Annotated in this window: 22 protein-coding genes; 9 read left to right on the top strand and 13 right to left on the bottom strand. The window is 71.4% G+C overall.

Features of this window, described 5'->3' with window-relative positions; all coding sequences use genetic code 11:
- Positions 1–531 carry a DUF6328 family protein gene (locus tag ACZ561_RS10025; protein WP_470991821.1) on the bottom strand — a complete coding sequence of 177 codons (531 nt, stop codon included), beginning with the start codon at positions 529–531 and terminating at the stop codon, positions 1–3.
- Positions 532–717: 186 nt separating this feature from the next.
- On the opposite strand from ACZ561_RS10025, the gene ACZ561_RS10020 reads away from it, so the two are divergent.
- From ACZ561_RS10020 to ACZ561_RS10005, 4 genes are all read left to right on the top strand, one after another.
- Complete coding sequence (locus tag ACZ561_RS10020) at positions 718–1,095, top strand: hypothetical protein (protein ID WP_470991818.1); 378 nt, start codon at positions 718–720, stop codon at positions 1,093–1,095.
- Positions 1,096–1,441: 346 nt separating this feature from the next.
- Positions 1,442–2,218 carry a polysaccharide deacetylase family protein gene (locus tag ACZ561_RS10015; protein WP_470991815.1) on the top strand — a complete coding sequence of 259 codons (777 nt, stop codon included), beginning with the start codon at positions 1,442–1,444 and terminating at the stop codon, positions 2,216–2,218.
- Between the two features lie 419 nt (positions 2,219–2,637).
- The gene (locus ACZ561_RS10010) at positions 2,638–3,336 is read left to right on the top strand and encodes a hypothetical protein (protein ID WP_470991812.1); all 699 of its coding nucleotides are present in this window, start codon (positions 2,638–2,640) and stop codon (positions 3,334–3,336) included.
- Positions 3,336–3,707 (top strand): peptidase inhibitor family I36 protein, encoded by a 372-nt coding sequence (locus tag ACZ561_RS10005; RefSeq protein WP_470991809.1) that lies wholly within the window; start codon positions 3,336–3,338, stop codon positions 3,705–3,707. Before ACZ561_RS10010 ends, ACZ561_RS10005 begins: the two co-directional genes overlap by 1 nt.
- Positions 3,708–3,803: 96 nt before the next feature.
- Here ACZ561_RS10005 and ACZ561_RS10000 read toward each other — a convergent pair whose 3' ends face one another.
- The 8 genes from ACZ561_RS10000 to ACZ561_RS09965 all read right to left on the bottom strand — a co-directional run bounded on the left by ACZ561_RS10000 (position 3,804) and on the right by ACZ561_RS09965 (position 10,437).
- Positions 3,804–4,991 (bottom strand): globin domain-containing protein, encoded by a 1,188-nt coding sequence (locus ACZ561_RS10000; protein WP_470991806.1) that lies wholly within the window; start codon positions 4,989–4,991, stop codon positions 3,804–3,806.
- Positions 4,992–5,064: 73 nt separating this feature from the next.
- Positions 5,065–5,517, bottom strand: a complete 453-nt coding sequence (locus tag ACZ561_RS09995; protein ID WP_470991803.1) for an RrF2 family transcriptional regulator — start codon at positions 5,515–5,517, stop codon at positions 5,065–5,067.
- A gap of 36 nt (positions 5,518–5,553) precedes the next feature.
- Positions 5,554–6,381, bottom strand: coding sequence for a hypothetical protein (locus ACZ561_RS09990; RefSeq protein WP_470991800.1), 828 nt, complete (start codon positions 6,379–6,381; stop codon positions 5,554–5,556).
- A gap of 113 nt (positions 6,382–6,494) precedes the next feature.
- Positions 6,495–6,890, bottom strand: coding sequence for an SHOCT domain-containing protein (locus ACZ561_RS09985; protein ID WP_470991797.1), 396 nt, complete (start codon positions 6,888–6,890; stop codon positions 6,495–6,497).
- A gap of 125 nt (positions 6,891–7,015) precedes the next feature.
- Entirely contained in the window at positions 7,016–7,471 is a 456-nt protein-coding gene (locus ACZ561_RS09980; RefSeq protein ID WP_470991794.1) for a peroxiredoxin, read from the bottom strand.
- Between the two features lie 74 nt (positions 7,472–7,545).
- Positions 7,546–8,502 carry a LysR family transcriptional regulator gene (locus ACZ561_RS09975; RefSeq protein ID WP_470992954.1) on the bottom strand — a complete coding sequence of 319 codons (957 nt, stop codon included), beginning with the start codon at positions 8,500–8,502 and terminating at the stop codon, positions 7,546–7,548.
- 93 nt (positions 8,503–8,595) lie between these two features.
- Positions 8,596–9,165: a PadR family transcriptional regulator gene (locus ACZ561_RS09970; RefSeq protein WP_470991791.1), complete on the bottom strand. Its 570-nt coding sequence runs from the start codon at positions 9,163–9,165 to the stop codon at positions 8,596–8,598.
- 57 nt (positions 9,166–9,222) lie between these two features.
- Positions 9,223–10,437, bottom strand: coding sequence for an FAD-dependent monooxygenase (locus ACZ561_RS09965; RefSeq protein WP_470991788.1), 1,215 nt, complete (start codon positions 10,435–10,437; stop codon positions 9,223–9,225).
- A 90-nt stretch (positions 10,438–10,527) separates the two neighbouring features.
- Between ACZ561_RS09965 and ACZ561_RS09960 the strand changes: the two genes are divergently transcribed.
- The 3 genes from ACZ561_RS09960 to ACZ561_RS09950 all read left to right on the top strand — a co-directional run bounded on the left by ACZ561_RS09960 (position 10,528) and on the right by ACZ561_RS09950 (position 12,546).
- Entirely contained in the window at positions 10,528–11,106 is a 579-nt protein-coding gene (locus tag ACZ561_RS09960) for a TetR/AcrR family transcriptional regulator (protein WP_470991785.1), read from the top strand.
- 62 nt (positions 11,107–11,168) lie between these two features.
- Entirely contained in the window at positions 11,169–11,963 is a 795-nt protein-coding gene (locus ACZ561_RS09955) for an ArsR/SmtB family transcription factor (protein ID WP_470991782.1), read from the top strand.
- 277 nt (positions 11,964–12,240) lie between these two features.
- Entirely contained in the window at positions 12,241–12,546 is a 306-nt protein-coding gene (locus ACZ561_RS09950) for a CU044_2847 family protein (protein ID WP_362358037.1), read from the top strand.
- 11 nt (positions 12,547–12,557) lie between these two features.
- Here the strand turns inward: ACZ561_RS09950 and ACZ561_RS09945 are convergent, their stop codons facing one another.
- Both ACZ561_RS09945 and ACZ561_RS09940 read right to left on the bottom strand, forming a co-directional pair.
- On the bottom strand, positions 12,558–13,274 hold the full coding sequence (locus tag ACZ561_RS09945; protein WP_470991778.1) for a response regulator: 717 nt from the start codon (positions 13,272–13,274) through the stop codon (positions 12,558–12,560).
- Positions 13,271–14,116 (bottom strand): sensor histidine kinase, encoded by an 846-nt coding sequence (locus ACZ561_RS09940; RefSeq protein ID WP_470991775.1) that lies wholly within the window; start codon positions 14,114–14,116, stop codon positions 13,271–13,273. Before ACZ561_RS09940 ends, ACZ561_RS09945 begins: the two co-directional genes overlap by 4 nt.
- Before the next feature lie 140 nt (positions 14,117–14,256).
- Between ACZ561_RS09940 and ACZ561_RS09935 the strand changes: the two genes are divergently transcribed.
- Both ACZ561_RS09935 and ACZ561_RS09930 read left to right on the top strand, forming a co-directional pair.
- Complete coding sequence (locus ACZ561_RS09935; protein WP_470991772.1) at positions 14,257–14,979, top strand: ABC transporter ATP-binding protein; 723 nt, start codon at positions 14,257–14,259, stop codon at positions 14,977–14,979.
- Positions 14,976–17,327, top strand: coding sequence for an FtsX-like permease family protein (locus ACZ561_RS09930; RefSeq protein ID WP_470991769.1), 2,352 nt, complete (start codon positions 14,976–14,978; stop codon positions 17,325–17,327). The genes ACZ561_RS09935 and ACZ561_RS09930 overlap by 4 nt, the downstream gene beginning before the upstream one ends.
- A gap of 143 nt (positions 17,328–17,470) precedes the next feature.
- Here the strand turns inward: ACZ561_RS09930 and ACZ561_RS09925 are convergent, their stop codons facing one another.
- On the bottom strand, positions 17,471–19,975 hold the full coding sequence (locus ACZ561_RS09925) for an ATP-dependent Clp protease ATP-binding subunit (protein ID WP_470991766.1): 2,505 nt from the start codon (positions 19,973–19,975) through the stop codon (positions 17,471–17,473).
- A 216-nt stretch (positions 19,976–20,191) separates the two neighbouring features.
- On the bottom strand, positions 20,192–21,808 hold the full coding sequence (locus tag ACZ561_RS09920) for an extracellular catalytic domain type 2 short-chain-length polyhydroxyalkanoate depolymerase (RefSeq protein WP_470991763.1): 1,617 nt from the start codon (positions 21,806–21,808) through the stop codon (positions 20,192–20,194).
- Positions 21,809–21,900 lie beyond the last annotated feature (92 nt).

Below are 21,900 nucleotides of genomic sequence, written 5' to 3'. Positions count from 1 at the left end.
TCAGTCCCTGTTCCCGCCGTTCGTGTAGCGACCCCGCACCCAGAGCGGCAGCGCGTACCAGCAGATCAGGTACCAGGCGACCAGTCCGCCGACCAGCCAGGGCACGTACGAGTCCCCTGTCGCCACCCGCAGGATCAGCAGCAGCGCGGACGCCAGCGTCGCGAGCAGCAACAGAAGTCCGATGAACGTCAGCCGTGAGGCCCAGACCACGGCATGCGGTTTGATCCGCCGCCCTGCCACCAGCCGGTGAAAGGAGACCGGTCCGATCAGGGCGCCCGTCGCCGCCGCTCCCAGCGACACGGTGACGATGTAGATCGTCCGGTCGGTCGCGCTCAGCTCCGGAAAGCGAGTGGAGAACACGACCGTGAGCAGAAAGCCGAACAGGATCTGCACGCCCGTCTGGGCGACCCTGATCTCCTGCATCAACTCGCCCCACTGCCGGTCCGCCCGTTCCTCCGGCGTCTCGTTGCGGCCTCGGGAAGGTCCGCCACCCTCCGTCTGCTCTCTGGGCCGACTGGGCTCACTGGTCACGGAACCTCCCGATGTAGCCCCCTCCTCGCGGGTAACCGCTCAGGGGTCACCTCAATCCCGATGGTCCCGGAAGGATGGCGTCCGTGCCCTCCGAATCCCCCGGCACGCCGGTCCGGATCTCGCGGGACGCCCGCCCGCGAGGGATGCTGGAAGCGTGAAACGACCGGCCAGCCTGGCCGCGAGGAGATGAGCGACGTGTACGACACGCACATCGACACCGACGTCACGGTGCAGCTGAGCGACTGCAACCGGGAGGACGCCCAGGCCGTCTTCGACGTCCTCGACCACTACTACGAGCTCGAGGACATGACGGCGCCGGGACCGCGGGCCGCCACGGCACCCGCGGCCAACGTCTGGATGGCCACCTTCGACACGGCCGCCGGCCGCCGGGAGGAGCCCACCCCCGTTCATCTGGACGGGATGGTCGGAGCGCTGCTCACCGGCGGTTACCACGCGGTCGACGAGATGGAGAAGACACTCGCCGCCACCTTCGACATCCAGTCGCTGCAGTCGGTCTCCGGCGACCAGGAGACCGAGGCCCGGCTGCTGCTCGCCTCCCGCTGACGGGTAGCGCGGACCAAGCCCCCCACACGTCCCGCCGGAGCCGAGCCCCGCCGGCACACAGGACGCCCCGGGCGGAGCGGACGGGCGCCGCCCGGGGCACACGTGTGCCCCGGGCGGCCTCCCGGGCACAGCTGTGCTCTTGCCCCCCACGGCGCACGTTGTGCCCGGTCCGGCCCACCTGGTGCACAGGTGTGCCTCGGCGGCCCCGGGCGCGGATCGCTGCCCCACCCCTATGCATGGCATGTATACACCGTGTGTAGAGTGCTCGGCGTTGCCACTCGCAGCCCCCTTGACCAGGCGCGAGTGGCTTTTCTGAGTCGTCTACGGGGAAGTGGGTTGCAGCAGCATGTTCCGAACCAAACCGGGGAAGCGCCGGGGACCGGCCGTCGCCCTTCTGGCGGCGGCCTCTCTGATGCTGGGGCTCAGTGGCTGCGGGGTCGACCCGATCACCCCGGGTGATGCCAGGGGTGAGGCCGCCGGCTCGGACGACAAGCCGGGCGCGGGCGGAGCGGTCGACTGCGCCAAGGTGAAGTGCATCGCGCTGACCTTCGACGCCGGCCCCGGGAAGGACACGCCACACCTTCTCGACGTCCTCAAGGAGAAGCAGGTCCCGGCCACCTTCTTCCTGCTTGGCAAGAAGCATGTGGACCGCTATCCCGAGGTGGTCAAGCGCATCTCCGACGAGGGGCACGAAGTCGCCAATCACACCTGGACGCACCGCGTCCTGACCGACCTGGACGCCGAGGAGGTGCGTGACGAGCTCTCCCGCACCCAGGACGCGATCGAGAAGATCACCGGTCGCAGGCCCACCCTGATGCGACCGCCGCAGGGACGCACCGACGGCACGGTGTCTGATGTGAGCCGCGAGCTCGGTCTCGCGCAGATCCTGTGGAGCGCCACGGCCAAGGACTACTCCACGACCGATTCCGCGCTCATACGGCAGCGCATACTCGACAGTGCCGAGGGTGACGGGATCATCCTGCTGCACGACATCTACGACGGGACCGTCCCGGCCGTCCCGGGGATCATCGACGAGCTGAAGAAGCGTGGCTTCACGTTCGTGACCGTGCCGCAGCTGCTGGCGCCGGGCAAGGCCGAGCCCGGCGAGGTCTACCGTCCGTAGGGCGAGACAGGGGAGCGGTGAAAACGGGGTGAGGTGTCTCACAGCGGTCACCTCGGACATCGTGGAACACCGCATGAAGGTTTATCGTTCATGCATATGTGACAGTGAAGGGGTCCGGTCCCCGAGTCCCCCCTTGAGGTGACCGCTCTTCTCGTCACGGCAAACGGCCCCGGTTGGAATCCCCCGTCCAACCGGGGCCGTGTCGTTCCCGGACCCCCTTCGACACCTTTCCGCAGGCCGGACCCCCTTCGACACCTTTCCGCAGGCGCGGGCAGCTCCCGAGCGGCGCACGCTCCGGCGCGTTCGACCCCTTCGAGTGACCTCCCGCATGGCCCGCTTCCGCCCGGGCAATGATCGTTCCGGGCCGGGATGATCACCATGACTCCCCGCTGACCAGGCACTTCGCGAGGGGGATCGCAATGCTCCGCACGACCGCGCACATCCGCCGCACCGTCGGGACCGCGGTCGCCGCGCTGATCCTCACGGGCTGCGTCACCACCACATCCGGACCGACCGTCCCGCCGACGCCCCAGGCTCAGGACGAGCTCCTCAGGACCGTCGAGCGCGCCCTCGTCGACCGCTGCCTCGACGCCCAGGGGCTCACCCTCGCCGCCAAGCCGCGCACCCCCGAGGCCGCCCGTCGCCTCCAGGCAGCCCTCTTCGGGACCGGCCCCCGCGAGCTGTCCCTCAAGCTCGCCACCGGCCACACCGTCACCGCCCATACCGACGGCTGCCTGGCCGGCGCACGCCAGACCCTCTACGGCGACCCGAGCCGCTGGTTCCGCGCCCAGGTGACCGTCGACAACCTGCGCGCCGAGGCCCAGGCCCGGATGAAGAACGACCCCGCCCACCGAGCGGCACTGGAGCGCTGGAACCGGTGCGCCGCCGCGACCGGCGGCCCGCGCCCCGATCGCCCCGACCCCGCGGTCACCGCCCGGTGCGAGCGCGAGAGCGGACTCGTCGACGTACGCGCCCGGCTGGAACCCGCCGAGCTGGCGGAGGTGCGTGTCCTGCGCGCCGATCAGCTCACCACCTACCGGCAGTTGCGCGACCGCGCGCTGCAGCGGGCAGCCGAACTGTCCGCGGGCACCACCACAGGGAAAGGCACCCACACCTGATGAAGCGCATTCTGACCACCACCGCCGCGGCTCTGCTCGCCCTCGCCGGCGGCCTCGCCCTGACCGCGCCGGTCCAGGCGGCCGAATGCCCGAGCGGCGAGTTCTGTGTCTGGCAGGAGGCCAACTTCGGCGGCCAGCGGGCCAACTGGAGCGGCGACGACGGCTGGTGGGAGAGCTGGATCGCCGACACCGACTCCTCCTGGGCCAACCACGGCATCTCCGGCCCGGGAATCAAGGACCACGTCAAGGTGTACGAGAGCGCCCATCAGGGCGGCTCGATGACGATCTGCCTGGCGCCCGGCCAGGAGGTCGGCTACAACGGTGCCGCCAACGACCGCGGGGACTCCCACACCTGGGCGATGAGCTGCTGAACCGAGCCCGGCCGCCCGGCCGGTCCCGCACCGCCGACGGCGCGGGGCCGGCCGGGCCTCGGAGCCCCGGCTCCCGGAGGCGCCGCCGGGGCGACCCTAGGCGGCGCCCAGCCACAGATCCGGGCCGAAGACCTCGTAGTGCACGGCAGCCGCGGCGACCCCGCCGGCCAGCAGGCCACCGCGAACCTGCCGCATGAACGGCAAGGGGCCGCAGAGGTACGCCGTCACGTCGGCGGGTACGTCGAGCGCGGTGACGTCCGCGCGGCCGAGGCGTGCGTCGATGGCGTCGCCCGGCTCCTCGTACCAGAGGTGGAGGGAGCCCTGCGGCAGCGCGTCGACCAGACTCCGCAGCTCCTCGCGGTGCGCATGGTCCGCCGGGGACCGGTCGGCGTGGACGACGGTGACGGGGCGGCGCGAGCCGATGGCGGCGAGGTGGCCGAGCATGGCCAGCATCGGCGTGCTGCCGATCCCCGCGGAGGCGAGGAGCAGCGGTCCCTCGCCCTCGGGCAGGACGAGATCGCCGAACGGCGCGGAGACCTCGACCGTGTCGCCCACGCGAGCGTGCTCGTGCAGCCGGCTCGAGACCTCGCCCGCCGGGTCGCCGTGGACGCGCTTCACGGTGATCCGCCAGTGCGGGAGGCCGGGCGCGGCGGAGAGGCTGTACTGGCGGATCTGCCGGGCGCCGTCGGGCAGTTCGACCCGTACGCTCACGTACTGCCCCGGCCGGAACGGCTCCGCCGGCCGCCCGTCGGAGTGCCGCAGGGTGAAGGAGACGGTGTCGGCCGCCTCCTGGTGGCGCTCGACGATCTCCATCGACCGACGCTCCCCGCCTTCCGCGACACCCGTCTCCTCGTAGAGACGGGCCTCCAGGGCGATGAGGGCATTCGCCATCAGCCAGTAGACCTCGTCCCATGCCCGTGCCACCTCGGGGGTCACGGTCTCGCCGAGCACGTCGACGATCGCGGCGAAGAGATGCTCGTGGACGACCTTGTACTGCTCGGACGTGACACCCAGCGAGGCGTGCTTGTGCGCGATACGGGAGAGCATGACGTCCGGCCGGGTGTCCGGGCTGTCCAGGAGCGCCCCGGCGAACGCGGCTATCGAGCCGGCCAGAGCGCGCCGCTGGTCGCCGTTGGCCTGGTTGCCACGGTTGAACAGATCCCGCAGGAGCTCGGGGTGGGCCGCGAACAGTCCGGCGTAGAAGCGATCGGTGATGTCGCCGAGCGAGGCTCCGACGACGGGGAGGGTGGCTCGGACGACCGGGACGGCCTGCTCGGACAGCATCGACACTCTAAGTGGTAGATGATCTACGTATTTAAAGCGATGAAGAGGTACGGAGTTGGATCGGGGAGGGGAGTCAGTCGGAGTGGCGCGCGCTCAGTGAGACGAGCACCGGACCGGTGGGGGACTCGACCAGGTCCGCGACCGTCAGTGGATCGAGTGTGCGGTAGAACGCCTCCTGCGCCTCGCGGAGGGCCCCGCGCAGGCGGCAGGCCGCGCGCAGCGGGCAGGGGGTGTCGCCTTCGCAGGCGACGACCTCCTCCTCGCCCTCGAGCATCCGCACCAGCCAGCCGACAGAGGCGCGCCGACCGGTTTCGGTCAGGGCGAGACCGCCACCCCGACCACGCCGGGCCTCCACGACCCCGAGGTGCTGGAGTCGCGTGACCACCTTCGCCATATGGGCGTAGGGCACCGCCATCACCTCCGCGACCTCGCGGGTGGTGGCGGAAGGGTCCTGCCCGGGAGCTCCGGGGACCGCCAGGCGCATCACGGCACGAAGCGCCAGGTCGGTGAATTTCGTCAGCCGCACGCCATGAACGTATCAAACAAGCATCTTGGACACCTATTAAGGGTCCTCGCGGTGGGCCGAGGAGTGGCGGCGCCACAGCCAGAGGCCGCCCACGACCACAGGCGAAACGATCAACAGCAGTGTGATCAGCGGCCACCGCGCGCCCCCGAGCTCCAAATCCGTGAAGAGGACCAGAGCCACACTCACGGCAGGTACCAGGATCGACGCCAACGCACGCAGGCCGGCGCCCACCATCTCCGGTCTGAGGCGGCCCGGACGTGGCGCACGCGTGTCGCGGCTGCCGACGTAGAAGAGGATCGCCCGGTCCGTCACCTGGGTGGTGGCCCGGTAGAACGAGACCCCCAGATAGGGCATCCACACCAGCGGCGCCACGAGACCGATGAGGAAGACCACGACGACGAGAGACCACTGGCCGATGCGGACGAGGCGGCTGCGGCCGTCGTCGTCGGGCGTGATGAGGCCGAGGAGGCGGGCCATCCGCATGACCAGGTCCCGGAGCGCGGCGATTCTGCCGGGCCGGGGACGACTGCTGCCGCGTGCTGTCGGGCGTGTGCGCAGGGCGGTGCGTGCAGCGGCGGTGTCCTCGTACACCCCTTGCAGCACGAGCAGTTCGGCGGCACGCTCGGGATCGGTGGTGTCCCGGCCTTCGAGGCCCGCCAGTTCGAGGATCGTCCGTGCCTGGAGCAGCAGTGCCCCGCAGAAGGCGAAGGGCACGAGCAGGATGAACGGGCCGCCCACGAAGGACCCTTCGGCCGTGACCGCGCGCCGGCCTCGCTCCGCCGCCATGGCCCGGAGCTCGCCGGGGGTGGCCTGCGGATGCTCCTTGCGCAGGCGCTCCACGCGTCGCCCGGCCCGCGGGCCCATGTGCCGCAGGGCGTACCCCGCCAGAAGCTCCGGGAGCCGCCCCGGGTCGGCGAGCGCCTCCCGCAGCAGGGAGCGGGAGAGCGCTTCGGTGGACGCTTCCTTCTCGTCGTCCGTCAGGACAGGACCTTGGCCTTCGCCTTCTCGAACTCCTCGTTCGTGATGGCGCCCTTCTCCTTCAGCTCGGCGAGCCGTGCCAGTTCGTCGGCATGCCCGCCGCCGGAGGTCGTCCCCGCCGTCTTGCGGATGTACGACTGGAACGCGGCCTCGCTCTCCTTGGCCTGCTTGAGGTCCCGCTGGGTCATGCTCTTGCCGCGGGCGATCACGTAGATCAGCACGCCGAGGTACGGGAGCACGATGCACAGGATCAGCCAGCCCGCCTTGGCCCAGCCGTTCATGTCGTGGTCCCGGAAGATGTCCGTGATGACCTTGAACAGCAGGAACAGCCACATGATCCAGATGAAGAACCAGAGCATGGTCCAGAACACATTGAGGAGGGGGTAGTCGTCCATGCCTACACTCCGTTCCGGCCGCGGCCGGAAGTCGACCGCGTACGAGCGAGTGTTGCCCAACCCCGGCCCTGCCGCATGTCGGGGCGGGGCGTCAGAGCACCCGTGCCCGGTCCGGACCCTGCCCGTCAGGCCGTGCGGGTCTTCAGCGCCGCCAGCGCGCGGTCGGCATGGACGCTCATCCTCAGCTCGCTGCGGACCACCTCCAGGATCCGGCGGTCCGTGTCTATGACGAACGTGACCCGCTTCGTCGGTGCGAGCGAGAAGCCCCGCGTCACCCCGAACCGGTCGCGGATCGCGCCCTGCGGGTCGGACAGCAGCGGGTAGCCGAGCGAGTGGCGCTCGGCGAACTCCTGCTGCCGCTCCACGACGTCGGAGCTGATACCGACCGGGCGCGCACCCGCCGCCCGGAACTCGTCGGCCAGATCCCGGAAGTGGCAGGCCTCGGCGGTGCAGCCGGCGGTGAGGGCCGCCGGGTAGAAGAACAGGACGACCGGCCCGTCCGCGAGGAGGCCGACCAGCGAGCGGGGTGTCCCCGTCTCGTCCGGGAGAGTGAAGTCCTCGACGATGTCACCGACGTTCATCCGGTCCGCCCCTTGTCCGCGACCGGCGCCTCCGGTCGACGACCGGTGACGTTACCGCAGGGTAAGGAGGCGCGTCACCAGTCGCGGGCGGCGGCCAGTAGTCGATCGCGTACGAGCGTCACGTGCGGGTTCTCGGGGGTGCCGGGCCGCTGGACCAGATAGGCGGTGTTGATCGGCGGGTCCTCCGGCTCCAGCAGCGCCACGAGCCGACCCGCGTCGAGTTCCGCGCGGCAGAGATATCGCGGCAGCACGCTGAAGCCGGCCCCCGCCGCGACCGCGGCCACGACACCCCGGAGATCGGGCACGGTGACGGCGGCCTCGCCGGTCAGACGCCGGCCGAAGACATGGCGCCAGTAACGGCGGGCGATCGGCAGATCCTCCGCGTACATCACCATCGGCACACCGTGCAGCGCTGCCGGGCCGTCCTCGGCCACGGCGTCCGGGCCGATCCGGCGCGCCCATTCGGGCGATGCGACGAGCACGAACTCCTCGTCGTCCAGCGGTACGGAGGTCAGGGTCCGCCCGCGCGGGCGGACCGTCGATATCACCAGATCGTGGTGACCCGCCCGCAGCCCGTCGAGGAGCTCGTCGGTGAGTCCGGGCGTCACCTGGAGCCGCACGCCCTCCCCGACCAGCGGCGCGAGAGCGGGCAGGGCGGTCACGCAGAGGAATTCGGCGGGCCCGGCGAGATGGACCGGCTGGAGGGAAGGCGCGCCCCCCGGGCCGTGATCGGCCACCGCGGCGAGCGCGTCGATCGGCCCCGCCACCTGCGCGGCCAGCTCGTCGGCGTACGGCGTCGGCGCCACGCCCCGCGGCTGCCGCTCGAACAGCTCGCGGTCGAGGCGGCGTTCGAGTGAACGGATCTGGGTCGTGACGGTCGGCTGGGACAGGCTCAGCAGCCGGGCCGCGGCCGTGAAGGAGCCCGTGCGGTGGACGGCGAGGAAGGTGCGCAGCAGCGACAGGTCGAGCGGTCCGCGCGAAGCCACCCCCGCCCCGCGCGGCGAAGCCTCCGACCGGCTCGGTTCGTCCATCGGGTCGGCGGCCGCTCCGCCATTGCTCCTTCTATCCGTCACAGCGCCAAGCATAGGCGTGCCGATGGGTGCCGATTCGGGCCCGGTCGTACGTCAGGCATGCTGGCGCACGGTCCGGCGCTGGTCCAGGATCTCGAGCACCTGCTCGCCCCAGCGCAGGTTCTCCTCCTCCAGGGAGCGGCCCCGCATCAGCGTGAGATAGGGGCCGATCCGCTCCGCCTCGCGGAGGTACGTGGCCTCGTCCCGGCCGTCGAGCATCCACTCCCTCAGCCGCTCCCACCGTGCCAGCTTGCCCCGGGCCCACTCCATCCGCTCCTCGACGAAACCGCGCACCGCGTCGGTGTCGCCCTCGTCGCAGGCCTGGACCTGGACCATCAGCTCGTCACGGATGGCGGTCGGGCGCGGCGGCTGAGCCGTGAAGGCCATCAGGTCCTGGCGCCCCGCGTCGGTGAGCGAGAACATCCGCTTGTTCGGGCGCCGTTCCTGCTGTACGACACGGGCGGCGATGAGACCTGCGTCGGAGAGCCGGTCCAACTCCCGGTAGAGCTGCTGCGGCGTGGCGGCCCAGAAGTTGGCCACGGACACGTCGAAGATCTTGGCCAGGTCGTATCCGGAGGCCTCGCCCTCCAGGAGAGCTGCCAGGACCGCGTGCTTGAGGGACATCCGGACAAACTAGCAGCCTCGTTGAGTAGTTTTGTCCGCACCTGGTTTCGTCCGCACCTATTCAACGAGCGACGTACCCGGACCCGCCGCGGGGAGCCTGGGCGGGGTCCAGTCGGCGTGCCGGAGGATCATGCGCAGCGCCATGCCCGACGGGGCCAGTCGCAGGGCCGCGTTGCGCAGGGTGACCGCCGCCGGGCCGGCGAGCTGCTGCCCCATGCGGCCGGCCTTGCGGGCGGCGACGGTGACCGACTGGGCCCGTGGGCGGCGTTCGGAGTCGTAGGCGGCCAGCGCCGTGTCGGTGTCGGGGTCGCGCGCCAGGGCGGCGGCCAGTACGACGGCGTCCTCCAGGGCTTGGCAGGCGCCCTGGCCGAGGTTCGGGGTCATCGCGTGGGCCGCGTCGCCGAGCAGGGCGACCCGGCCGGAGACGAAGGAGGGGAGCGGTGAGACCAGTTCGTGGATGTCGTGGTGGAGGACGGACTCGGGGCGGGTCGCGTCGAGGAGTCGCCCGATGGGCTGGTGCCAGCCGGCGAAACGCCTGCGGACCTCGCCGAGCGGATCGGTGTGCCGGACTCCCGCGGGGGCGTTGAGGACGGCGTGCCACTCCGCACGCCCGTCGTCGAGCGCGATGTGCCCGAACTCGGCGCCGTGCCCCCAGGTGATCTCGAAGTCCGTGGTGAGGTCCAGCGGTTCCGTGAGGGCGCGGAGCACGGTCGAGCCGCTGTACGCCGGTCCCGGGTGGTCGGGGAAGAGGGCGGCCCGGGTACGGCTGTTGACGCCGTCGGCAGCCACGACCAGGTCTGCGTGGAGCTCCGCGCCGGTGCCCGGGGCGGCCGAGGGGCCGGACGGCCGGGTCCGTAGGCGGACGGGGCCCGGAGTCGAGCGGTCGACCTCGGTCACCTCGACTCCGATGCTCACGCTCTCGGGCGGCAGCGCGTCACGCAGCAGACGGTGCAGCGTGGCGCGCGGTATGCCGACGATGGGGGTGCCCAGGGCGCGTTCGAGCGCGGCGCCGTCCATCCGGGCGAGCCATGATCCGTCCGGAGTGCGGGTGCCGCCGGTGTACTGACCGCGCGCGGCCGCCCGAATGGAGGGGCCGACGCCGAGTTCGTCCAGGGCGCGAATGCCGTTGGCAGCCAGCGAGATTCCGGCGCCCGCGTCGTCGAGGACGCGGGCGCGTTCCACGACCCGCACCTCCCAGCCGACGCGCCGCAGCCCGATGGCGGCGGCGAGCCCTCCGATGCCCGCACCGACGACGACAGCGATGTTCCCCATGGCGACCAGCCCTTTCACCGAACCGACTCAGGCGTCTTCTACATCTGTAGAAAGCGTAGCGTGCGTCCTCTACAGGTGTAGAAAGAGGGGGTGACCTCCGATCGACGTACCCTCCTTGCCGACGCCGCGCTCGGTGTCCTCGCCGACGCCGGGATGCGCGGCCTGACCCACCGTGCGGTCGATGCCGCCGCACGGCTGCCGGCCGGCACCACCTCGGCGTACTACCGCACCCGCTCGGCCCTCCTGACCGCCCTGGTCCGCCGCCTGGTCGAACTCGACCAGGCCGAGCTGCGGGCGGCCGGAGAACGCATCCCCGGGCCGCGCTCCGCCGCCGAACTCGCCCATGGCATCGGTCTGCTGGTCGCCGCGCGCCTCGGTGGGGAGGGGCGGCGCCGCTCCCTGGCCCGCTACGCCTGCGTGGTCGAGAGCGTGCGTGACCCCGAACTCCGCGAAATCCTGGTGCCGCGCGAGAACCCCGGGCGCGATGCGGTCCGTGACTTCCTCGCCGCCCAGGGGGTCGAGGACCCCGAGGGTCGCACGCTGACGCTGCTCGCCTGTGTGGACGGGCTCGTGCTCGATCGTGTCGTCGGAGGCGGGAGTGTCGCCACGGAGGAGATCGAAGGGCTGGTGGCGGCTGCACTCCGGCCCGCCGGAACGGAGGGTCGTTGACATGCAGCCGAGCAGCTGCCTATCTTGGAGGCAGCTAAAAGGCTGCATGTTGAGGTGGGGCGATGGACGAGGTGTTCAAGGCACTGGCCGATGCCAGTCGGCGACGGCTGCTCGACAGCCTGAACGCCCGCAACGGCCAGACCCTGCGCGAACTCTGCGCGGGTCTGGACATGGCACGGCAGTCCGTCAGCAAGCATCTGGCGCTTCTCGAGGCGGCGGGGCTGGTGGTCACGGTGCGGCGAGGACGGGAGAAGCTGCACTATCTGAACGCCGCTCCGATCCATGCCATCGCGGACCGCTGGATCAGTCAGTACGCCCGCGAGCGCGTCCGTGCGCTCGCCGACCTGAAGTCAGCATTGGAGCAGAACCCGATGGACAGCAACGCGTTCGTCTACACCACCTACATCCGCACCACCCCCGACGAGCTGTGGCAGGCCCTCACCGACCCGGCCTTCACCCGGCGCTACTGGGGCGTGACCTTCGAGACCACGTGGACGGCCGGATCGCCGATGGTCTGGGACGAGGGCGGCCGCAGGACCAGCGACCCCGAGCAGGTGGTACTCGCGGCCGAGCCCGGCCGGCGACTCTCGTACACCTGGCACACCTTCACGCCGGAGTGGGCCGAGGCGGTCGGCATCGGGGACGACGTGTACGCGAAGCTCGCCAAGGAGCGCCGCTCGAAGGTGACGTTCGAGATCGAGCCGGCCGGGGACACGGTCAAGCTCACCGTCGTGCACGACGACCTGGAGCCGGACAGCACCATGCGCGGCATGATCGGCGAAGGGTGGCCGGCGTTGCTCTCCAGCCTCAAGTCCCTCCTGGAGACGGGCGAGGAGCTGCCGGAGCCGCCCCGGTGAGTTCGGGCGGGATGCGTCGCGTGCCCCTGTCCGGCGGTCGGGGGGCCGGCCGCCGGGGGATCGAACGAGACCATCCCCGACGGGCGGCACCCCGTGTCGGCACCGCGGGTGCGCCCGCCCCTCCCCACGACGGCGGGAGTGTCCTCACAGACGCCGCCGCACCCCGACGTACCCCAAGATCGCCCCGCCACGCCTCGGGAGCCCTGTTGCCCGGGCTCCGGCCACCGCTCGGTGATACTGGCGCTCTGCTCGCCACCCACCCTCGGAGGGATCCGTGATGCGGGACGTCACCAAGGTCGAGGTCGAAGGCGCCGTGCTCTACGTGGAGGCGGAGCGACTCGGTCCCGACTCGGAGCTGGAGGGCCTGGGCGACCGTGTGCCCGACCTCTCCGGGGTCACCCGCGCCCTGTCCTCCTTCGCAGGCCAGCTCAGCCATGCGCTGCACCAGGCGGCGCCGGACCGGGCGACGGTGGAGTTCGGCTGCGAACTGGGCCTGGACGCGGGCGGCCTGACCGCACTCATCGTCAAGGGCAGCAGCAGCGCGAACCTGCGGGTGACCCTCGAATGGACCAAGTCCTCCTGATCTCCGGCCCGTCAGCCCTCCATCGCGCCGCCCGGGGTGACCAGGCCCGTCTCGTACGCGAGGACCACCGCCTGGGCCCGGTCCCGCAGCGTCAGCTTCGCGAAGATCCGGGCCACATGGGTCTTCACGGTCGCCTCGCTCAGCGTCAGCCTCTCGGCCAGCTCCATGTTGGAGAGCCCGCGCCCCATCAGCGTGAGCACCTCCCGCTCCCGGGGCGTCAGCGCCGCCAGATCACGGTGAACCGCGGGCGCGTCGCCGCCCGCCCCCGACACTCGGTCGCCGCTCGCGAAGCGCTCCACCAGACGGCGGGTGATCGACGGCGCCAGCAGCGCGTCGCCCGTGTCCACCAGCCGTACGGACGCCGCCAGATGCTCCGGCGTCACGTCCTTCAGCAGAAACCCGCTCGCACCCATGGCCAGCGCCGCGTACACATACCGGTCCAGGTCGAAGGTCGTCAGCATCAGCACCTTGCGGCGCGGCGACTCGGCCAGGATCCTCCGCGTGGCCTCCAGACCGTCCATCCCCGGCATCCGGATGTCCATCAGGACCACGTCCGGGCGCAGTCGCCGCGCCGCTGCCACCGCCTCGGCCCCGTCGGACGCCTCCCCGACGACCTCGATGCCGCGAGTCGTCAGGATCAGCCGGAAGCCGGTACGGATCAGAGCCTGGTCGTCGGCGATGAGTACCCGAGGCGCCCGAGGGGATGGAGCCGTGCCCGCGGCCGTCACGCGCCGTCCAGCGGGATCCGGGCCCGGACGCGGTATCCGCCACCGAGCCGTCGCCGGGCGTCCAGCTCCCCGCCGTACACCGCGACCCGCTCGCGCAGCCCGATCAACCCGCGGCCCGCACCGCCGTGGTCACGGAGCGACAGCTTCGGCGCGGCGTCGCCGGACAGCACGCTCGGCCCGCTGTTCAGCACCTCCACCCGCACGTACCGCTCCCCGTATCGCACCGACACCTCCGCCTTCACCCCGTCACCGTGCCTGAGCGCGTTCGTCAGCGCCTCCTGCACGATCCGGTACGCCGTCACCTCCACCCCGGTCGGCAGCGACCGCGGCTCGCCCGAGATCCGCACCTCGACCGGCAGCCCCGCGAAGGCGATCCGGTCGACCAGCGGACCGAGCCTGCCCAGACCCGGCTGCGGAGCGAGCGGGGAGAGTTCGGCAGCGTACGGCGCGTCCTCACCACTCGGCGAGGGCGCGAGCAGTCCGAGCAGATGACGCAGCTCGGTCATCGTGTCCCGGCCCGCCGACTCGACGGCCTCCATCGCCGTCGCCGCCTCCTCGGGCAGCGTGGCCAGCACCTCGCGGGCCGCGCTCGCCTGCACCACCATCAGCGCCACATTGTGGCTGACGACGTCGTGCAACTCGCGGGCGATCCGGGCGCGTTCCTCCTCGACCGCGATTCGGGCCGCGCTCTCCCGCTCCCGTTCGAGCAGCCGTCGACGGTCCTCCAGCGTCCTGCGCTGCAGCCGCCGGGCCCGTACCAACGCCACCGCCAGCCATCCCGCGACGGCCCCGAGCGCCGCCACCGCACCGGCCGCCCACCACCCCACCCATGATCCACCCACGGGGTTCACCCTTGCAGAACGCCAGGTCATCCGCATCAGTACGGGGGATGCAGCCGCATACATCCCCAGGATGACGCGGCTCCGCGGATACCTCGGGGGAGTGATGCCCCGCCCGGGACCCGGACCGTAGCTTTCCTGGCATGACCACGGACATAGAGACCGGCACCGGCCGGACCGACCAGATCGTCGTGCGACTCGACGGCGTACGCAAGGAGTTCGGAGAGACCAGCGCCCTGGACGGCGTCTCGCTGGAGATCCGCAGCGGCGAGGCCGTCGCCGTCATGGGGCCCTCGGGGTGCGGCAAGTCCACCCTGCTCAACATGGTCGCCGGACTCGACCGGCCCACCTCCGGGAGCGTGTTCGTCCACGGCGACGAGCTCACCGGCATGAACGAGAAGCAACTGGCCCTCTTCCGGCGGCGCCGCATCGGCATGGTCTTCCAGTTCTTCAACCTGCTCGACGACCTGCCCGCCCTCGACAATGTGGCCCTCGCCGCGCAGCTCACCGGCACGCCGGCCGCGCAGGCCCGCCGCCGGGCCCTGGAACTCCTCGACGAACTCGGTATCGCCGACCGCCGGGGCGCCTACCCGGCGGTGCTCAGCGGCGGCGAACGCCAGCGTGTCGCGGTCGCCCGCGCCCTGATGAACCGGCCCGCGCTGCTCCTCGCGGACGAGCCGACCGGCGCCGTCGACACCCGGGCAGGCGAACAGATCATGGATCTGCTCCTCGACCTCAACCAGATCGGGCAGACCCTGCTCATGGTCACCCACGACGAGCGGATGGCGGCGCGCTGCGCCGGCCGGATCGTCGACATGGTCGACGGCCGTGTGGCCGGCGAGCGCGGCGTGGAGCGCACGGCATGAGCGCGGTGTGGCGCGCCTCGCGCGCGGCCGTCCGGCGCCGCCGACTGCAGACCTTCGTCATCGGCCTCGTCGTCCTCTTCTCCACCGCCACGATCGTGGTGGCCCTCGGCCTCCTCGATGCGGCCTCCGGGCCCTTCGACAAGGGCTTCGCCCAGCAGCGCGGGGCACACGCCGTCGCCGCGTACGACGCGGCCGAGGTCACGGACGCGCGGCTGACCGAGGCGTCCGGGGCGCACGGCGTCGAGGCGGCCGCCGGCCCGTACCCGCTGGCCGTCCTCCAGGTCCCCGCAGGAAACCAGCCCCGCTACGTGGGCCCCTTCAACGTGGTGGGCCGCTCCGGGCCCGGCGGGGACGTGGACCAGGTCGACCTGTGGAAGGGGCGCTGGGCCACCGCTCCCGGTGAGATCGTCGTCAACGACTCCCGGCCCGCGGCCGCCCTGCTGCCCTTCGAGGCGGAGCACCCCGGCTTTCCGCTCGGCGACACGATCAAGGTGCCCGGCCTGCCGGCCCTCACCGTCGTCGGCTACGCGCACAGCTTGAGCAACAGCGCCGACGGCTGGGTCTCACCGGACCAGATCGACGAGCTCGGCCCCACCATGAGCGAGATGCTCTACCGCTTCACCGACCACGCGACGGACGCCGACGTGGCGGCAGGGCTCGCCACCGTCGGTGCCGGCCTGCCGTCCGACTCCCTGCTCGCCTCGCACACGTACCTCACCATCCAGCGGGACGTGGCGTCCGGCCCCGGCTCGTACGTGCCGTTCCTCCTGGTCTTCGGACTCCTCGGCCTCGCGGTCGCCGTACTGATCGTGGCTAACGTGGTGAGCGGCGCCGTGGTCTCCGGCTTCCGGCACATCGGTGTGCTCAAGGCCTTGGGGTTCACGCCCGGTCAGGTCACGGCCGTCCACCTGCTGATGGTGTCCGTGCCGGCCGTGGTCGGCTGTCTGCTCGGCACCGCCCTCGGCGACCTCGCCGCCCGCCCGCTGCTGTCCGGCGCCTTCCAGGGAACCGGTCTGCGCATCGAGGGGATCAGCCTCCGGGTGGAGCTCGCCGCCCTGATCGGGATGCCGCTCGTGGTGCTCCTCGCCGCGCTCGTCCCGGCGCTGCGGGCCCGTCGGCTCTCCGCGACCGAGGCGATCAGTGCCGGCAGCGCCCCGCGTCGGACCGGCCACGGGCTGCGGATCCAGCGCCTGCTGGGCGGGACGCGGCTGCCGCGAGCGGTCAGCCTGGGCCTCGGTCTCCCGCTGGCCAGGCCCGGTCGCACCGTACTGACGCTCTCCGCGATCGTGCTCGGTGTGCTGACGGTGACTTTCGCGAGCGGCCTCGCCGACACCGTCGTCAAGGTGTCCGAGGCTTCGCAGGAGGACGTCGATCTCACCATGAGGCCGGCGAACCCCTTCTTCGGCGAGGAGACGGCGAAGGAACGGAGCGACGCCGAGATGGAGGCGCTGCTGCGCTCCGTGCCGGGCGCGGCCGAGGTCACGCCCGACCTCATTGTCGCCCTCACCCTGGCCGGACGCACGGACGCCGTCGACGGGTTCTTCCTCCGCGGCGACCACGCCAAGCTCGGCTACGACAAACAGCTCGTCGACGGGCGGTGGCTGAAGGGCCCCGGGGAGACCGTCGTGGCCTCGGAGTTCCTGAAGCAGACCGGCGGGAAGGTGGGCGACCGGCTGACCCTGGTCCTGGAAGGGAAGAGGACCGAGGTGACCGTCGTCGGCTCACTGATGAACCATGAGCCGAACAGGCTGTTGCTCGACAGGGAGACACTGACCCGGCTCGACGCGAACCACCGGCCGCAGACCCACCAGTACCGCTACCACATCAAGCTCGACCCCGGGACCACGGCGGAGATGTACGCGGCCGCGGTGGACAAGGCGGCGGGCCCCGGTCTGTACCCCATCCTCAACGAACCCGCTTCCTTCACGGTCGCCGTCATCAGCCTCTCCACGGCCCTGTCCCTGATGCTCGGCATGGTCGCGGCGCTCGGCGTCTTCAACACCGTCGTCCTCAACACCAGGGAGCGACGCAGGGACATGGGGATGCTCAAGGCGATCGGGATGACCCCGCGTCAGGTGATCGCCATGGTGGTGACGTCGATGGCGGCGCTCGGGGCGATCGGCGGCCTGATCGGCGTACCGCTCGGCATGGTCGCCCACCGGGTGGTGGTACCGCTCGTGGCCGAGGCAGCGCTGGTGACGCTGCCGAACTCGGTTCTCGACGTCTGGGCCACCCCGACCCTCGTCCTGCTCGGCCTGGCCGGCGTCACGCTCGCCGTCCTCGGTGCCCTGATCCCCGCCCGCCGCGCCGCGCGCCTCACCATCTCGGAGGCGCTGCGCGGCGAGTGAGCACGCGGATGGCACGGGGCGACGGCTTGGGGTCGCAGGCCGGAAAGGGCGACAGCGTGGGGCCGCAGGCCGGAAAGGTCGACGGCATGGGCCGCGGGGCCGGAAGGGGAGACGTCACTTCCGTGCCCCGCGGGCTGAGGGGGTCACGCGGCCGCCGAGCCGGCCTCCTGCTTGCTCACCCGGCACACCAGGGCGTCGTTCACGACGTCCGCCACGATCGTGTCGCCGGGGTCGGCCTCACCGCCGAGGAGCAGGTCCGCGATCCTGTTGTCGAGCTCCGCCTGGATCGTGCGGCGTAGCGGCCGGGCGCCGAACTCCGGCTGGTGGCCGTGGGCGACGAGCAGCTTCTTCGCCGCCTCCGTCACCTCCAGCTCCAGGCCTTGGGCCCGGACGCGGCGTTCGCTCTGCCGCAGCAGCATGTCGAGGATCCGGGTGAGATCGTCCGCGGCGAGACCGTGGAAGATGATCGTCTCGTCGATGCGGTTGAGGAACTCGGGCGCGAAGTAGGCCCGCAGATCCTTCTTCAGGTCCTCCCGGATCTCCGAGACGTCACCGTGATGGGCCAGGATCCGCTGGGCGCCGATGTTCGACGTCATGATCACCACGCAGTGGCGGAAGTCGACCGTCCGCCCCTGGGAGTCCGTCAGGCGCCCGTCGTCGAGCACCTGCAGCAGGGTGTGGAAGACATCGGGGTGTGCCTTCTCCACCTCGTCGAAGAGCAGCACGCTGTACGGCTGCCGGCGCACCTTCTCCGTGAGCTGACCCGCCTCCTCGTGACCCACGTATCCGGGCGGGGCGCCGACGAGCCGGGAGACCGTGTGCTTCTCCTGGAACTCGCTCATGTCGAAGCGGACCATGCGGCTCTCGTCGCCGAACAGCAACTCCGCCAGTGCCTTGGCCAGTTCGGTCTTGCCGACACCGGTCGGGCCGAGGAAGAGGAACGAGCCCACCGGACGGTTCGGGTCGCCCATGCCCGCCCGGTTGCGGCGCACGGCCTGGGCGATGGCGGTGACCGCCTCGTCCTGACCCACCACCCGGCTGTGCAGGGCGTCCTCCAGCTTGAGGAGCTTCTCCTTCTCGCTCTGCGTCATCTGCGCCACGGGGATGCCGGTACGCCGTGACAGCACCTCCGCGATGTCGTCGGCGGTCACCTCCATCACACCCTCGCGCCGCTCCCCGACCCCCGCCAGCTCGCCCTCCAGACGGGCGATCTCCTGCTTGAGCTCGTTCGCCTTCTCGAAGTCCTCGGCGCCGACGGCCTCGTCCTTCTCACGGCGCAGCTTCGCCAGCCGGTCCTCGCGGCCGACCACCTCGGTCGACTTGCCCAGCGAACGCAGCCGCACCCGGGCACCCGTCTGGTCCAGCAGGTCGATGGCCTTGTCGGGCAGGAACCGGTCGGAGACATAGCGGTCGGACAGCTCGGCGGCCGCCACGAGCGCGGCGTCGCTGTAGCGGACCTGGTGGTGGGCCTCGTAGGAGTCCCGCAGACCCTCCAGGATCAGGACCGTCTCCTCCACCGAGGGCTCCGGGATCATCACGGGCTGGAAGCGCCGCTCCAGCGCCGCGTCCTTCTCCACGTACCGCCGGTACTCGTCAATCGTCGTCGCGCCCACCACATGCAGCTCGCCGCGGGCCAGCGCCGGCTTGAGCATGTTTCCCGCGTCCATCGAGCCCTCACCGGTCGCGCCCGCACCCACCACCGTGTGCAGCTCGTCGATGAACAGCACCGTCGAGTCCGCGTCCGCCTTCACCTCGTCGATGACGTTCTTCAGCCGCTCCTCGAACTGGCCGCGGTACTGCGCCCCGGCGACGAGCCCGGACAGGTCCAGGGCGATGACCCGCTTGCCCTCCAGGGTCTTCGGCACCTCGCCCGCCACGATCCGCTGGGCGAGCCCCTCCACGATCGCCGTCTTGCCGACGCCCGGCTCGCCGATGAGGACCGGGTTGTTCTTCGAGCGGCGGGAGAGGATCTCGACGGTCTGCTCGATCTCCTCCGCCCGCCCCACCACCGGGTCGAGCTTCCCCGCCCGCGCCTCCTCGGTCAGATCCCGGCCGTACTCGTCGAGCGTGGGCGTCCTGCTCTCCGGCCTGGCCGCCGGGGCGCCCTCCGGCCGCATCGTCCGGTCGGCCGTGGACCGCAGACCGTCGACATCCGTGCCGTATCCGCTCAGCACCTTCGCAGCCGCCCCGTTCGGGTCGTCGAGCAGCGCGCCGAGGATGTGCTCGGGGCCGATGTACGAGATCCCCGACGCCTGCGAGCGCTCGTAGGCCCGCAGCAGGACCCGCTTGGCGGCGGGGGTGAGCCCCGGCTCCGCGGACGGAACGCTGCTCTCGCCCGGCAGGACCTCCGCGATCGCCTTGCCCAACTCGTCCGGATCGGCGCCCGCCTGGGCGAGCAGGCCGCGGGCGGGGTCGATCTGGGTACAGGCCCAGAGCAGGTGCTCGGTGTCGAGGTCGGCGCTGCCGTCGTCGGCGGCGCGGGTGGTGGCCCGGTCCAGCAGTTGGCGTGCGGAATCCGTCAGCAGCCTGCCGATGGGCACCCGCTGGACGGCCGGGGGAGAGGCCGCCGGCGACATCCCGAAGAAGCGGTTGAGGAGCTCGTTGAACGGGTCCGGTCCACCGAAGGAACCGAGGGGAGACATCGTCATCGGGTGCCGTCCAGGTGCGTCGACGTCCGGGCTACTCCCTTCACTGGAACAGCAGCCGGCGCTTCCCACCCGCCGGTGTCGGTGACGGACCGTGCCCGCGAAGGACGCCGCCCGCGCGGTCATGCGGCGCTCGGGGCTGTCGGGGAGCGCGAAGTGGCCCCCGAGCTGTCCGCCGGACGGGTGATGCCCCGCGGGGCGCCCGTCCGGCGGGTCGGGTCAGCGGTACTCGACCGTCAGCGTCACCGGAGCGGACTGGTTGACGAAGAGGTACGCCGTCGCCGCCTGGGCGGATTCGAAGCGGAGCCGGACCTGGGTCGTGCCGGAGCGGTCGATGGCCGCCAGCGCCGCCGCCGACAGATCCGTGGAGGAGGCGGAGCCCGAGGAGAACGAGGCGATCTGCGCCCCGCCCGGCGCCGTGGCCGCGGCCGACCAGTCCGCGGGCTCGACCGAGCACGCGCCGAAGCAGCCCGTCGTGACGTCCACGAGCAGCTTGTTGCCCGCCGGGGAGGCCCAGGGATCGCCCGAGCCGCTGCTGCGGTTCACCGTCAGATAGGCCCGGGTGATCTCCTTGCCCGCGGGGATCTTCGAGGTGTCGAAGGAGAGCAGCGTGCGGTTCAGCTTGCCGTCGGTGCCACGGCCGAGCGCCAGACCGGAGGAGTCCTCCAGGGTGCCCACCACCGGACCCGATCCGTCGGCCGCGGCCTTCACATAGCCGTCCTGCGCGTCCACGCTGGACAACGTCACCCGGTCGGTCACGGGCGGGGGAGTGGAGCCGCGCAGCGCACGCACCATCCCCATGATCGCCTCGATCTGCTTGCCGCCGTGCCGCGCGTACGAGGAGTCACCGAGGTAACCCCACCAGTTCCAGCAGCCGTTGGGGTTCTCCAGTGTCGCCGTCGGGACGGCCTGCGGGTACAGCACGATCATGTCGTTGGTGTCGGCGTACTCGTTGAGGTACGCGTTGTCGATGAACCGGGTTCCGAAGCCCTGGTATCCGTACCCCTGCTTGCAGCCGTGCAGTGCCACCATCAAGGAGCACGTCGCGCCCCCGGCGCAGGACGTCGGCACATAGACGAAGCCCTTGTCGTCCAGCGAGAGAGGCGCCGCCGCGCCACCGGGTGCGTAGGCGTTCTGGTCGAACTGGATCAGGCTTCCGCCGGGGGTCGGGCTGGGCGCGGCCACGGAGCCCAGCAGATGGCCGAGCAGGTCCCGCTCGGCGTCGATGCCGCAGTTGTTGATCCACGGAGTCTGCGTGACCGTACAGGAGTTGGGGCCGAGCGGGCTGATCCAGGCGTGCCCGGCCGCAGTGCTCCGGTTGTACTGGACGCGGGCTCCGAACCGTCCGTAGTAGTCGGCCAGCGCGTCCGCCACCGGCCGCTTGACCGTCGTGTCGTTCGAGCCGCCGAAGACGTAGACCGGGTCGCCCGCCAGGTTCGCCACCGGGTCGACGAGTCCCTGGGCCGACCAGTCCCGGGTGGTCTGCTCCAACGTCGCGAGCTGAAGGTTCTGCATCGTGTCCATGCAGGCGTAGAGCGCGAGGTTCAGCGTGTTCTGAGCGCAGTTGTACGGCCCCGAGGCGAAGGCCGCCGAGCCGCTGAACGTACCGGAGTACGCCACATGGAGCTGGGTGGCCATGTAGCCGCCCGACGACACCCCGGAGCTGTGGACGGCGTCGATCGTGTACGGCTGAAGGGTGCCCGGCACGGGGACGGGGGCCGCGGCGGGGGCGGCGGCCGCAGGTGTCGTGACGGGGAAGAGAGTCGCGGCGGCGAACAGCAGCAGCGCTGTCAGCCGGCGCGGCCCGCGTGGGCGGAGCGGACGGAATGGACGCATGGGGTCTCCCGGGCGGCTCGTTCAAGTCGGGTCGATGGCCGGGAGGTTAGGTGCGGGCCGCGCGGACCTTCTATGGGCCCGGCCGCCACAAC

Source organism: Streptomyces sp. NPDC039609 (genome assembly GCF_055596705.1).
This window is presented reverse-complemented; position numbering and strand designations above follow the sequence as displayed.